This window comes from Listeria grandensis (genome assembly GCF_014322885.1).
Taxonomy (GTDB): Bacteria; Bacillota; Bacilli; order Lactobacillales; family Listeriaceae; genus Listeria_A; species Listeria_A grandensis.
Genome location: NZ_JAASUG010000011.1, coordinates 83,715 through 97,092, shown reverse-complemented (window position 1 = coordinate 97,092; position 13,378 = coordinate 83,715). Strand labels below are relative to the sequence as shown.

Sequence of the window (13,378 nt, the reverse complement as noted above, 5' to 3'; positions counted from 1 at the left end):
ACAACGGCACCTGTTGTTTGTTTTGGAATCGTCAAGCTGTAATTGCCATCGCCTCCTGTTGTTCCAGTTGCGATTACAGTTCCAGCAGCATTTTTAATCTCGATAGAAGCGTTTGGCTCACCTGTTCCTGAAACAATGGTAGAGTCATTGGTTAACGGATTAATACTTGTTTTCGCGAGTTCTTTACCTGCTGTTACGGTTGTTGTTACGGAAGCACTTGTTCTTCCATTTAGTGCTTGTTTTGCTGAAATAATTGTGCCTACCGTCTGTTTTGGAATGGATATAGTGTAGGAGCCGTCGATTACAGTTCCTGTGTATGTTGCTGATTCTATAGTTAATGTGACTGTCGCTCCAGTTGTTCCAGTTCCCTTTACAGTTGTATCATCTGTTGTTACGCTATTAATTGTTGGACTAGCAATCGCACTTGATTGTACTATAACTGGTGTTGCTGTGCTTTCGTTGCTTGCTGCATCGGTTAATGTGACTTTGATTTCTTTACCGGCAGCTTGTGCTGGTAGAGCTATGGTGAATACACCCGTAGCATTCGTTCTACCTGTCAGGACTCCTCCAGATGGCAAGGTAACCTTCACATCGCAATTGGCTTCCCCATTACCAGTAATAGTTGTATCTGTATCGAGGATTGTGTTTACATTCGGTGCATCTGGTGCTGTAACATCCTTCACAGTTGTAGACGTTTTTGGACTCAGTGCGTTGGTTTTATCTTTCGCAATGGCATCGACAGTTGCTCCTGCTTTTGGTGTGTCGATTGGAATAGAGAAGTCACCGAAATCATCCACAGTACCTGTATAGGATATGCTCATACCATTGTCAGTGATTTTTACAGTGACCGTATTGCCGACATCTCCGGTTCCTGTTACTTTTGTTGATTTATCTGTCACCGTATCTAAGAGTGGTGCAGAAGGTGCTGCGTGAACAACCGTTGTTGCCCCTGCTAAACTGACATTGTTCGCTGCATCTGTCAGCGTTGCGCTAATCACGGCATCTTTTGCTTGTGCTGGAATGATAACATCAAACTTACCTTCTGTGTCTACTGTTCCTGTTATTTCTGTATTATTTGGCAGTTTGATTTTGACCGTCGTGTTGGCTTCTCCGGTTCCTTTGACGTGTGTGTCTTTATCCGTGACAGTGCTTAATATAGGTGCGTCCGGAGCTGTTACATCGACAACCGTTGTCGATTCTTTGGGACTAGTGACACCTGCTTTTACAGATGTAGCTTCTGCAACAAGGCCTGCTTTTGGTTTCGTAATAGTGGTGGACCAATTCCCATCTGCATTTACATTAGCTGTGTACGTAGCGTCACCGATTTTTAATGTGAGGGTAGAGCTTGGTTCTCCTGTTCCAGATGCATTTACAGATTTGTCGTTGATCGTATTGATGGTTGGTTTTGCAATGGCTGTTGCGCTAACTGTGATTTCATTTTTATCACTAACAAGACCTGAAGCCGTTGCTGTTGCTCCAATTTTTGTACCTGCTGCGTACGGCCCAGCATTTAAGCTATAATTTCCTGAAGCGTCGGCACGAGTATCCCCAATATAGCTACTACCTGCATATAAAGAAACGGTCGAATAAGCCTTGGCAGTTCCTTTAATTACGGTAGACTTATCTGTCATTGGATTGATTTCTGGTTGGTTAGGTGCTGTTGTATTAGCAGCTGTTGCACTTACGTTGTACAATTGTATAGTTTGGTTATTCCCTCTGTATGGGTTTGCACATGAGTTAACAATTTCTAGTCTCGTTGTCGATCCTGTGGCTACAAACGTTGTAGAATAAATTTGTTCAGTAGGTGGTGCACCTTGAAGTGGTACATTTACAATATTGGCACTTGTGGTTGCATCGTACACACGAAGTCCTACATAAAGCAGGTCAGCGCTGTAAGCGGTACGTATGCCACAAAATTTAAATGTATATGTTTCACCGGGTATTGTATTGATTGTTTGATATAGAACGTTGAACCTACCGACAGTCGTAAAAGCGCTAATCCCGGTCGCGTTTGGCGTAACTCGGAAATTACCATCTACAATGTTGTACGAACCGTTTCCATTGGATATAAGCGGAGAGTCACCCGTTACTGTTCCATTAACTGGAACACTCGCAAACTTCCACCCTGGAATTGTGTTCGTGCTAGAATCATACTTAAAATTAGCATTTTGCACGATCGGTACGGAAGTAGCTTGTAAGGTATTTAAAAGTTTCTTCTCACCTTGGCTCGTAGTTTCATCTGCGGACACTGTATTTGGTAAGGCAGTAATAAATGTACTTGCCAAAACATTGGTTGCTACAAGAACCGTAGCTATTTTCTTCATATTCTTATTCATTGGATAAATTCCCCCATTATTTTTACTTTTTCTCATAGGCTAGAGTTTTAATAGTTTACAGTGTTGACATATCAAAAAAATTCTTAATATTCTGTCGAAATTCGATATAAGCGCTCTATTTTATATCTAATCGTCTCTTCTTTATCGCTACCTTTCTAGTCTAGCATCTGTATTTTGCTTTTCAACGGTACCTTTGAAAGCATTATGGTTGTTTTTGTTTTTTTCTTAATATTCCGAAACAGAATAACATAATTGCTTTATGCCGTATCAAATATCTCCTCCTCATTATTGCTAACTTCCACAGTTTATCATCTATATTTTTGCTTTTCAACGGCACCTCAGTAATAAATCAGTCATATTTCATGTTTTTCTCCGAACTTTTTGTGACGCAACGAGATTGGATTACGCAACGAGCATTTTTTAGTTCACATAATGATAGTACACAGATAAAATCTTTTTGCAAAATGCTCCCATTCACGACGCTAACTTCTATAATGCACTCCGCATGACAGATAGGAAAATATGTTAGAGGCTCTTTGTCACGCTCTAGTTTCATATGCTTCACACAGCTTGAGCGAAAGTATTTATTAGCTTCTATATCTTATTTTAGTGCCGAAAGTCTAAAGAAATAATCATACTCTGGTTGTATGACAGAAATCGTCTTGTCCTTCATAATAGAGTTATCAGTTAGAAAACAATGATTTATTTTAAAATACTTAGGGATACGCTTAATTTCCACAAGGAGGAAAAAACATGGAAAACGAACGCAAACGAATTTTAGAATTAGTGAAGCAAGGTATTATTTCTACGGAAGAAGCGCTAACGTTACTTGAGAACATTTCCAAAAAAGAAGGAAAAAGCGCAGCAGCCGAAAACATTCGCTCCTCTGAAACTGTAGAAAGTGTGCAGGAGGAAGTCGAAGAAGAGGAATATGATTACTCGCAAGGCTGGAATACAAAAGAAAATCCATATCGTGGCGGTGCTTCTTACAAGAAACGTCCGCAACCGAAACAAAAACCGGAAGCTGACCAAGACAAGCAACAAGATACGGGTCGTCAAATCATGGACGAGCTTTCACAAGCTGGTGAGAAGTTCGGTAAGTTTTTGAATAGTGCTTTTGAGCAAGTGAAGGATATGCCGATTCCATTTTTAACATCTACGAAATTAGAGCGTGACTTTGTTTACCATGATACAACGTTATCGATCTTAGAGTTTGAAATTGCAAACGGAAATGTAGAGTTTAAAACATGGGATAGCAATGACGTGAAGGTACATGCGAATATTAAACTGTTCAAAGAGTATCCAGAAGAAGAAGCGTTGCAAATTTTCTTCGACAAAACAACATTGCGTGTGGATGAAGAAACATTACGTTTCCAATCACCATCGAAACAAGTGGTAACGAACTTGACGGTATACTTGCCAGAAAGAGAATATGACTATGTTTCTATCAAGATTTTAAACGGTAATCTTCATATTGAGAGTTTGACTGGTCGTGATATGTTTGCGAAAACAACGAACGGTAACATCAGTGTTGGCACGCTAAATACGACATTGACGGAGATTGAATCGATTAATGGTAATGTTCGCGTTAACAGTGGTACAGTTCGCGATTTATCTTTGAAAACATTTCATGGTAACGTGACAGCGAAGGGCGCTTTTGACGCAACGAATTTACAAACGAAGACAGGAAATATTTCGTTCACATTGACGAACCATGACTCAAGTTTCCTTAAAACAAAAACAGGTGTCGGCAACATTGACGTGATTGTACCTAATGAACTAGGTGTTGACGGTAAACTGCATACGAACTTAGGTAAAATCAATCTTGGAATTACAGATGCAGACGTACTGGATGAAACTTCAGATTCTGTGAACAAAACAATGATATTCACGAAACTACCAAAAGCGAGCGAAGCTGTTCTAAAAATTGAAGCAGAAGCAACGACTGGTAACGTAAGAATTAAAGACGTTAAGTAAAAATAAGGACTCGCTATTCACTGCGGATAGTTGCACAGAATAGCGAGTTTTGCTACATATTTTCAAATGAAAGGAAGGAACAGTGATGAACAAAAAATTAAGGAGATCCAGATCAGATCGTAAAATCGGTGGGGTGTTTGGTGGTTTATCTGACTATCTCGGCGTTGACGCAACGGTTTTACGAATTATCTATGTCGTACTTATTATCATTTCTTGGAAAACAATGATCGGGGTCATTGCTTATATTATCGCCTTGTTTATCATCCCTTCCGAGAATGCTAGCTACGATGATGTTATCGATCGACACAACCAGAAGATGAAAGATAAGTATGATCGTCATGAAAGAAAAATGCAATCTAAGAGCGAGCGTGTGAAACAAGCACAAGCGATGCATTCAGAGCGTGCTAAAGAAATGCAACAGCGCCATCTCGATCGGGCTAGAGAAATGCGTGAACGTCATAGTAATCGTCACCATAATCGGCATCACAATCACACGAATGTGGAGGGTGTGAGAGGACGGCAGGCACAAAGCACGCCACGTCCAAAGCCCATTCGTGAATTTGAATTTAACAATACGACTTTCCGTACGATGGAATTAAAGATCGCGACAGGTGATATCATCATTCGTGCATGGGATAAAGAAGATGTGAAGATGCGTACCGTTCTTTCTGTTCACAATAAGGCTCGCGCTATTCAACAGTTGAGCGAAGAGAAATTATGGGATTACTTTTTCACGCAAACGACGCTTGATATGTCTGGTGACCGCTTCGTTTTTGAATCGAAAAATGATGCTTTGAAAACAGATGTGGTCCTAACTATTCCAAAGCGTGCCTACGAGCAAGTCAGAATCCAATTGCTAAATGGTAACTTGAAGTACGACGATATGGAAGTGGATGACAGCACCTTGAAAGTTCGTCATGGTGACATTAGATCCACGGGTACAGCAGGAAAATTCCTTGTTGCTAGTACCGGAGACGGTGAAATTTTATTCAAGAGTGGTCGCGTCGAAAATATCGAATTGCGTACGACAAAAGGCGATGTCTCTGTCACTGGTGATTTCCAAACAACAGTCGCTGTCGCCGAAAATGGGGATGTTGGCTATAATCTTCAAAATGATCAAGCCACAGCTGCAGACTTGAAAGCGCCACATGGTGACATCCGTATCCAGATTCCAGCAACATGGAAAGTGGACGGCACACTAGGTACGAAACGCGAAAAAATCTATTTTGACTTAAAAAATGCAAAAGTATGGGATGAATCGAATAAATCACTTGTATTTACGCAGAATTCAGAAGAAATGAGCGTTGCTACATTGCAAGCCTCTGTAGATAACGGAATTATAAAGATTACCGAATTAGAAGAAAAACAAGGATAAGCAACATTAGGAGGAAATACTATGAGAAAATTAACGAAATCATCATCACAAAAAATGTTAGCAGGTGTATGTGGCGGGATCGCTGAATACTTCGGTTGGGACGCGACTTGGGTACGTATCGCCTATGTGTTACTATCATTAATAAGCTTTGGAACGGGGATACTCATCTATATCATTTTAGCGATCCTTATGCCCGCTAATTCAAGTTGGGAGTGAATCAATTAAATGCGTTGGATAGCAGGAGTTTTAATTAATGCGATTTTATTTGTCGCCTTATCTGGATTCTTTGAGAGTTTTCATGTAGAAGGATTTACAGGCGCGATTATTGCAAGTTTTGTATTGGCAATTTTGAATATGTTGGTGAGACCGATTCTCCTCATTCTAACTTTACCAATCAACATTTTCACACTCGGTTTATTCACCTTTGTCGTGAACGCGATGATGTTAGAATTGACCTCGTTCTTCCTAGATGCTTACATTCAAATCGATGGTTTTGGAACGGCGCTACTAATTGCCTTACTAATGTCATTGGCAAATATGGTTATCAACTCTGTATTATGGAGCAAGGAACCAAGATGATATACAACCTTGATATGGCGGCAACTTCTTTCGCGAGAAGGCGCTACATATCGAGGTTTCTTTTTGTTAAATAAAAATAGGTAGCCTTAAAAATCAGAAAGTGCTAAAATGAGAGAGAGATTTCATACAAAAAGGATAAGCGGGGAAGGCTACGTGTTGAGCTTTGGGCCTGTTGTCTTAATGGAGGTACTTTCATGACAAAATCAGTAACGGTGAAAGATTTAATGGATCGTCTAGATTTGGAATTGATTTGCGGTGAAGAGGGATTGGAGCGTCCGATTCTAACAAGTGATTTATCGCGCCCAGGTCTTGAGTTAACAGGTTTTTTTTCGTATTACCCGGAGGATCGGGTGCAGCTTTTTGGAATGACGGAAATTTCGTTTTCAGAAGGTATGTCGAGTGATGAGTGTTTGAAGCGGTTCCGCCAAATGTGCACGAATCGCACGCCGGCGTTTGTTGTATCGCGTCATTTGGAAGCGCCGAAAGAGCTTGTGCAGGCGGCAACGGAAGCAAAAATTCCTGTACTGCGCTCGAAGCTGAAAACGACGCGACTATCCGTGTATGTGACGAACTATTTGGAAAGTAGATTGGCACCGGTTATTTCGATGCATGGTGTGTTGGTCGATATTTATGGTCTCGGTGTACTTATTATGGGATCTAGCGGTGTTGGTAAAAGTGAGACGGCGCTTGAGCTTGTGAAGCGAGGACACCGTCTTGTAGCCGATGATAATGTCGAGATTAGACAAGAAGATGAGTTGACGCTTATTGGGCAGTCACCACCGATCATCGAGCATTTGCTTGAAATCCGTGGATTAGGCATTATTAATGTCATGACTTTATTCGGTGCGGGTGCCGTGCGTTCTAGTAAAAAGATTACGATTGTTGTGCATCTTGAGAGCTGGGATCCGGATAAACACTATGACCGAGTTGGTTTAGATGAAGAGAAGATTCGGATTTTTGACATTGATGTGCCGAAAATTACTGTGCCCGTTCGACCAGGACGGAATTTAGCAGTTATTATTGAGGTGGCAGCAATGAACTTCCGATTGAAAAATATGGGGTACAATGCAGCAGAGCGCTTCACGCAAGATTTAAATAACCTTATTGGTCAAAATAGTAGTATGACAGATTGAGGCGATAAGCTGGTCTGTTTTAGAAAGTAGGGGCATAATGAAGTTGAATTTAGCGGCGCTGGATCCAGTAGCCATTCAATTAGGTGGAATATCAATACGCTGGTACGGTGTGATTATTGCGACGGCTGTCGTGGTGGCGCTTCTAATCGCGTTACAAGAGGCGAAGAAGCGTAATGTGGATAGAGAGCTGTTAGTGGATTTGCTTATTTGGGCGATTCCGATTGCGATAATAAGTGCGCGAATTTATTACGTATTGTTTGAGTGGAGCTATTATAAGGACCATTTGAACGAGATTATCAAAATCTGGCATGGCGGGATAGCGATTCATGGGGCATTGATAGGCTCGGTGCTGACCGCGGTTATTTTTGCACGAATCAAAAAAGTGTCATTTTGGCAGTTGGCAGATATTGTAGCGCCGAGTTTAATTATTGCGCAGGCGATTGGGCGTTGGGGTAACTTTATGAACCAAGAGGCGCATGGTGGACCGACAACGCGTGCATTTTTGGAAAGCCTACATTTACCGGACTTTATTATTAATCAGATGTATATTGATGGTATTTATTATCAACCGACATTTTTATATGAATCGCTTTGGAATGTGATTGGCTTTATTATTTTACTTATTTTGCGTCGGACGCGTATTTTGCGTGGGGAGTTGTTTCTGTCGTATGTCATTTGGTATTCGATTGGACGCTACTTTATCGAAGGGTTGCGGACGGATAGTTTGATGTTGACGGATACGCTTCGTATGGCGCAGTTTATCTCGATCGTGCTCGTGGCAGTTGCGGTTGCGTTGATTGCGTATTTCCGAGTGAAGAAAGATCGTCCGTATTATTTGGAAGACAAGTATGGCATTGCAAAGAAGAAATAGAGAGGGAGTACACATGACTAAGAAGATAACGACATTGTTGTTTGATTTAGATGGAACCTTGATTAATACGAACGAATTGATCATTAAAACATTTCAGCACACGCTAGGTGAATATTTTCCGGAGCGGACATTCGAACGGGAGGATATTTATTCGTTTATTGGGCCTTCGTTGATTGACACGTTTACATCGCTTGATCCAGAGAAAGCACAGGAAATGGTGGATCATTATCGCGCATTTAATAAAGAATATCATGATGAGCTAATTTTGGAGTACGATGGTGTCTATGAGGCGATTAGAGCGCTGTATGAGGAAGATTATAAATTGGCTATCGTTTCTACCAAAATGTACGATATGATCCTAAAAGGGCTTAAAACGACTGGTTTGGACAAGTATTTCCAAGTTGTGATTGGTTTGGATCAAGTAGCGGCACCAAAACCTGATCCTGAAGGGATTAATATGGCTTTAAAATTGCTTAATTCGACTGCGGATGAAGCGATTATGGTTGGGGATAACTATCATGATATTGAGGCAGCACATAATGCTAACGTGAAGAGTGCCGGCGTTTCTTGGGCCATTCGTGGTGCAGATTATTTACGAGACTACAATCCGACGTATATTTTGGAATCGATGGGTGATTTACTTGATATCGTGAGGGAAGATTAATGCGCCGAACGAAACGATTTGAAACGAAAGGGGATATCAATCCTCTTTGGAAAGTATATCGAACCGTATCGTTTGGACGGACATTGAAAAATACGCTTATTATTGAATTCGGGCGTATTTTTCCTTTTATGGGCGTGAAGCGTTGGCTGTATCAACATGGTTTAGGCATGTCGATTGGGGCGAATACGTCCATTGCTTATAAAGTGACAGTGGATCTTTTTTATCCAGAGAAAATTACGATTGGACAGAATTCGGTGATAGGCTTTCATACGACGATTTTGACGCATGAGTATTTGGTCAAAGAATATCGGATTGGAGAAGTCGTGATCGGGGACGCGGTTATGATTGGCGCGAACGTCACGATTTTACCAGGAGTTCGTATCGGTGATGGGGCAGTGATTGGAGCGGGTACAGTAGTTTCCAAGGATGTCCCGGCTAAGTGCTTTGCTCGTGGCAATCCCATGATTATTAATGAGATAGAAGAAGTAGCTTTGTAGCGGCTGAACTTTTGCGCAAAGTGACTTCTTTTTCGTTTTAGAGGTTTATTTTATGGTATACTCAACTTACTTGGAGAATGCGCGGAGGTAAAAAATTTGAAAAATAGTAAAAAAGAAAGCAACAAAGTTTATCCATTCAGGCCGAATGGGGAGTTTTATTTTCAGCGAGGTATTGAGGCGTTTCGTAATCAGGAAATGCCAGAAGCTTTGCGTTATTTGGAGAGGGCAGCATTTTTTGAGCCAGATGAGCCGGTTATCATGTGCCAACTTGCGATTTGTTATACGGAGTTAGGCCAATTTGATAAATCGAATCAGATTTTGCGTCGTGTTTTAGATGAAGCGGAGGATATTCATTATTGCTATTATTTTATGGCGAATAATTATGCGTACATGAAAGATTTCAAGCTGGCATTGCAACACGCGAATAAGTATTTGGCACTTGTAGTAGAGGGCGAATATGTGGAAGAGGCAAAGGATTTGATTCAGCTCATTATGGAAGAAGCGCCGCTCGCAAGCTTTGGCGTGAGTGATATGTCTGAGATGGAAAAAGCAATTTTTGCGTTTCGGGCGAAGGTGGACGACTTGGTTTCTGATGATAAATTGGACGAAGTTAGCCAGTTTTTAGTTGCTGAAATAGAAAAGAATCCGACATTTTGGCAGGCGTATATTGAGCTTGCTGGTATTCGGTTTAAGGAAGAGCGTTTTTCAGAAGGACTTTCTATTTTAGAAGATGTGTTGGCGCGTGACCCTGGCAATTTGATGGCGTTGTGCGAGCTATATTTGTATGCGCATTATCAGGCAGAGTGGCAACAGACTGCGTTCGTTTTAAAAGAGCTTGAGAAAGTAGAGCCATTCTTATCTTTCCAACGTGAAAAATTAGCGCGGATTTACGCCATGGCCGGTGATTATGCACATGCGGATCATTTATTTGAGAAGGTGAATCAGTTAGAGATTATGGATCGGTACGCCTATTATTATTATCGTGCGGAAACAGCATTTTTCCTGAATCGGATAGAGGAAGCCGAGGATTTTTGGCAGCATTTTAAGCAGATCGATGGGGAGGAATTGGTTTTCCCGTGGGAATCACCGCTTTTATTAGCAAATGACGAAGATGCTGTACTGGAGAAGTTGGCGAGTAAGGATCGTTCAGAGCATTTACTGGGCGTCTATTTGCTAACGATATCTGACAAGCAACCAGCGTTAATTATGTTTAACGATTACTTCGATATGACTGGTTGGGATTTTTTCGAGCATTTGATTTTCTCGGAATTTGAATTTTTGCCGGATAGTTTGGATGCTGCGAATTGCAATGCGGCAGTTGCGATATTAGGCCGTTTTGCTGAGGTCGGTTTCCCAGCAACAGTAGAGACGGCTCCGATGTACTCCTTTATCTTTTCGTTTATGAAGATTTCAATTGATCGCAAATACGTTTTGCGCACGAAAAATTTGGACGGGGTAGCCGCTGCAATTTTATATCAATTCCAGTGTGGCACGCAGAAATCAATCGCGGAGTTATTCGGCTTATCAGTGGCAACACTTCGTAAATATTCGCTTGAGATCAAAGGGTTTTGAGCAGATAAATGGACGGAACTCCTGCTTTGGGTTTACGATAGTTCTAGGATTAGATTGGAGGAATAACAGTGAGTGAAGAGAAGATTTATGATGTTATTATTATCGGTGCTGGGCCTGCGGGAATGACTGCGGCGCTTTATACTTCCCGTGCTGATTTAGATACTTTAATGATTGAACGCGGTGTGCCAGGTGGTCAAATGGTGAACACAGCTGATATTGAAAATTATCCTGGTTTTGACAGTATTCTGGGTCCTGATTTGTCTGAGAAAATGTTTTCTGGGGCGAAACAATTTGGAGCAGCATATGCGTATGGCGATATTAAATCTGTCGAGAACGGCGAAGAATATAAGACTGTTGTGGCAGGTTCTAAGACATTTAAAGCGCGTTCGATTATTATTGCAACGGGAGCGGAGCATCGTAAGTTAGGTGCAGAAGGTGAAGATAAGTACAGTGGTCGTGGTGTTTCTTATTGTGCGGTATGTGATGGAGCTTTCTTTAAGAATCGTGAACTTATCGTTGTCGGTGGTGGTGATTCAGCTGTTGAAGAAGGAGCCTATTTAACGCGCTATGCAAGTAAAGTCACGATTGTGCATCGTCGTGATAAATTGCGTGCCCAACAAATTTTGCAAGATCGTGCTTTCAAAAACGAGAAAATCGAATTTGTTTGGAATAGTACGGTAGAAGAAATTATTGGCGATGACATGAAGGTAACTGGTGCTCGCCTAGTTTCAACTATCGATGGTTCGACATCTGAGTTAAACGCGGATGGAGCGTTCATTTATGTTGGTCTAGTACCGCTTTCTAGTGCTTTTAAGGGGCTTGGTATTCTAGATAATGAAGGTTACGTGATGACGAATGAAGAGATGGAGACATCGATTCCAGGGATTTTTGCGGCAGGAGATGTTCGTGTGAAATCGTTGCGCCAAGTTGTAACGGCAACTGGTGATGGTGGATTAGCAGGACAAAATGCACAGAAATTTGTAGAAGACTTAAAAGAGAAGTTAACGGAAAAACCACAAGTATAAGCTTAAAAATAAGAAACAGTCGATGATATTCATTATTTGGATGGCATGGGCTGTTTTTTTGTGCGTATATGTGGAGAGGTTACTAAAATCATTTAGTAAAATTAGTTGATAAATTTTACTAAATAAATTATAATGAGGATAAGTGATTCTACTTTGAATGTGGAGGTATTGGGATAATGGATTATTCAAAAATGAAAGCGGATTTTTCACGCGTTTTTGATCGGACCGATGGTGCGTTGTATTTTGCGCCTGGTCGGATAAATTTAATTGGGGAGCACACAGATTATAATGGCGGGCATGTGTTTCCGTGTGCGATTACGCTTGGAACATATGCGGTGGCGGCGAAACGGGAAGATACGCAAGTTAGGCTTCTATCACTTAATTTTGAGGATTTAGGAATTATTTCGTTTGATTTAGCGGATCTGGAATATCGTAAGGCGGATAACTGGACGAATTACCCGAAAGGTATGCTCAAGTTTCTGAAGGAAGCGGGTCATACAATGGATCAAGGAATGGATATTCTGTATTGGGGTAATATTCCGAATGGGGCTGGGCTCTCATCTTCGGCTTCGATTGAGCTATTGACTGGGGTTGTTTTGGCGGATTTATTTGATTTGAAATTGGCGGATTTGGAACTGATTTTGACGGGGAAGCAAGTGGAAAATGCGTTTATTGGGGTTAATTCAGGGATTATGGATCAATTTGCGATTGGCATGGGTCAAAAGGATATGGCGATTTTGTTGGATTGCAATACGCTTGAGTACGAGCTGGTGCCAGTGAAGTTGGATGGATATACAATTGTGATTATGAATACAAATAAGCGGCGAGAACTGGCTGATTCGAAATACAATGAACGGCGCAGTGAGTGTGAGCAGGCTTTGGTCGAATTGCAAGTAGAATTAGATGTGAAATCGCTTGGAGAGTTAGATATGGTCACTTTTAATGAGTATCGGCATTTAATTTCGAATAATACGTTAGTGAAGCGGGCACGGCATGCGGTAAGCGAGAATGAACGAACAATATTGGCTACAAAAGCGCTTAAAGAAGGCGATTTAATGACATTTGGGAAATTAATTAATCAATCTCACATGTCTTTACGTGACGATTATCATGTAACTGGGGTAGAATTAGATATGTTAGTAGAAAAAGCTTGGGAACAATCAGGTATTTTAGGCGCGCGGATGACAGGTGCCGGTTTCGGTGGTTGTGCGATTGCGATCGTGGAAACTGCATGTGTTGATACATTTATCGAACATGTAGGGAATGCATATGCGCAAAAAATAGGCTATCCAGCAGCGTTTTATATTGCCAATATTAGTGATGGAGCGAAAACCATCAAGGAGGAATAG

12 protein-coding genes are annotated in these 13,378 nt (G+C 41.2%); 11 read left to right on the top strand and 1 reads right to left on the bottom strand.

The window, feature by feature from the left end:
- The coding region (locus tag HCJ54_RS13465; protein WP_244966957.1) for an Ig-like domain-containing protein at nt 1–2,336 on the bottom strand (2,336 nt) is incomplete at its 3' end.
- Nucleotides 2,337–3,089: 753 nt separating this feature from the next.
- On the opposite strand from HCJ54_RS13465, the gene HCJ54_RS13460 reads away from it, so the two are divergent.
- The 11 genes from HCJ54_RS13460 to HCJ54_RS13410 all read left to right on the top strand — a co-directional run bounded on the left by HCJ54_RS13460 (nt 3,090) and on the right by HCJ54_RS13410 (nt 13,378).
- The gene (locus HCJ54_RS13460) at nt 3,090–4,313 is read left to right on the top strand and encodes a DUF4097 family beta strand repeat-containing protein (RefSeq protein ID WP_187138014.1); all 1,224 of its coding nucleotides are present in this window, start codon (nt 3,090–3,092) and stop codon (nt 4,311–4,313) included.
- A gap of 85 nt (nt 4,314–4,398) precedes the next feature.
- Nucleotides 4,399–5,688, top strand: coding sequence for a PspC domain-containing protein (locus tag HCJ54_RS13455; RefSeq protein ID WP_187138013.1), 1,290 nt, complete (start codon nt 4,399–4,401; stop codon nt 5,686–5,688).
- Nucleotides 5,689–5,709: 21 nt separating this feature from the next.
- Nucleotides 5,710–5,904, top strand: coding sequence for a PspC domain-containing protein (locus tag HCJ54_RS13450; protein ID WP_036067403.1), 195 nt, complete (start codon nt 5,710–5,712; stop codon nt 5,902–5,904).
- 9 nt (nt 5,905–5,913) lie between these two features.
- A complete protein-coding gene (locus HCJ54_RS13445; RefSeq protein ID WP_036067402.1) occupies nt 5,914–6,267 on the top strand; it encodes a phage holin family protein in 354 nt (117 codons plus the stop codon).
- Between the two features lie 194 nt (nt 6,268–6,461).
- Nucleotides 6,462–7,400 carry an HPr(Ser) kinase/phosphatase gene (gene hprK / locus HCJ54_RS13440; protein ID WP_036067400.1) on the top strand — a complete coding sequence of 313 codons (939 nt, stop codon included), beginning with the start codon at nt 6,462–6,464 and terminating at the stop codon, nt 7,398–7,400.
- A gap of 37 nt (nt 7,401–7,437) precedes the next feature.
- Entirely contained in the window at nt 7,438–8,271 is an 834-nt protein-coding gene (lgt, locus tag HCJ54_RS13435; protein ID WP_222713036.1) for a prolipoprotein diacylglyceryl transferase, read from the top strand.
- A gap of 13 nt (nt 8,272–8,284) precedes the next feature.
- On the top strand, nt 8,285–8,935 hold the full coding sequence (ppaX, locus tag HCJ54_RS13430) for a pyrophosphatase PpaX (protein WP_187138012.1): 651 nt from the start codon (nt 8,285–8,287) through the stop codon (nt 8,933–8,935).
- Nucleotides 8,935–9,432 carry an acyltransferase gene (locus HCJ54_RS13425; RefSeq protein ID WP_187138011.1) on the top strand — a complete coding sequence of 166 codons (498 nt, stop codon included), beginning with the start codon at nt 8,935–8,937 and terminating at the stop codon, nt 9,430–9,432. Before ppaX ends, HCJ54_RS13425 begins: the two co-directional genes overlap by 1 nt.
- A gap of 96 nt (nt 9,433–9,528) precedes the next feature.
- Complete coding sequence (locus tag HCJ54_RS13420; protein ID WP_187138010.1) at nt 9,529–11,004, top strand: tetratricopeptide repeat protein; 1,476 nt, start codon at nt 9,529–9,531, stop codon at nt 11,002–11,004.
- Between the two features lie 68 nt (nt 11,005–11,072).
- Nucleotides 11,073–12,029, top strand: coding sequence for a thioredoxin-disulfide reductase (gene trxB, locus HCJ54_RS13415; protein WP_036067395.1), 957 nt, complete (start codon nt 11,073–11,075; stop codon nt 12,027–12,029).
- A 176-nt stretch (nt 12,030–12,205) separates the two neighbouring features.
- Nucleotides 12,206–13,378 (top strand): galactokinase, encoded by a 1,173-nt coding sequence (locus tag HCJ54_RS13410; RefSeq protein WP_187138009.1) that lies wholly within the window; start codon nt 12,206–12,208, stop codon nt 13,376–13,378.

Coding starts and splice junctions, on each gene's coding strand:
- ppaX (WP_187138012.1), top strand. CDS start 8,285: ATGACTAAGAAGATAACGACATTGTTGTTTGATTTAGATGGAACCTTG.
- hprK (WP_036067400.1), top strand. CDS start 6,462: ATGACAAAATCAGTAACGGTGAAAGATTTAATGGATCGTCTAGATTTG.
- HCJ54_RS13425 (WP_187138011.1), top strand. CDS start 8,935: ATGCGCCGAACGAAACGATTTGAAACGAAAGGGGATATCAATCCTCTT.
- HCJ54_RS13455 (WP_187138013.1), top strand. CDS start 4,399: ATGAACAAAAAATTAAGGAGATCCAGATCAGATCGTAAAATCGGTGGG.
- HCJ54_RS13450 (WP_036067403.1), top strand. CDS start 5,710: ATGAGAAAATTAACGAAATCATCATCACAAAAAATGTTAGCAGGTGTA.
- HCJ54_RS13410 (WP_187138009.1), top strand. CDS start 12,206: ATGGATTATTCAAAAATGAAAGCGGATTTTTCACGCGTTTTTGATCGG.
- lgt (WP_222713036.1), top strand. CDS start 7,438: ATGAAGTTGAATTTAGCGGCGCTGGATCCAGTAGCCATTCAATTAGGT.
- HCJ54_RS13460 (WP_187138014.1), top strand. CDS start 3,090: ATGGAAAACGAACGCAAACGAATTTTAGAATTAGTGAAGCAAGGTATT.
- HCJ54_RS13445 (WP_036067402.1), top strand. CDS start 5,914: ATGCGTTGGATAGCAGGAGTTTTAATTAATGCGATTTTATTTGTCGCC.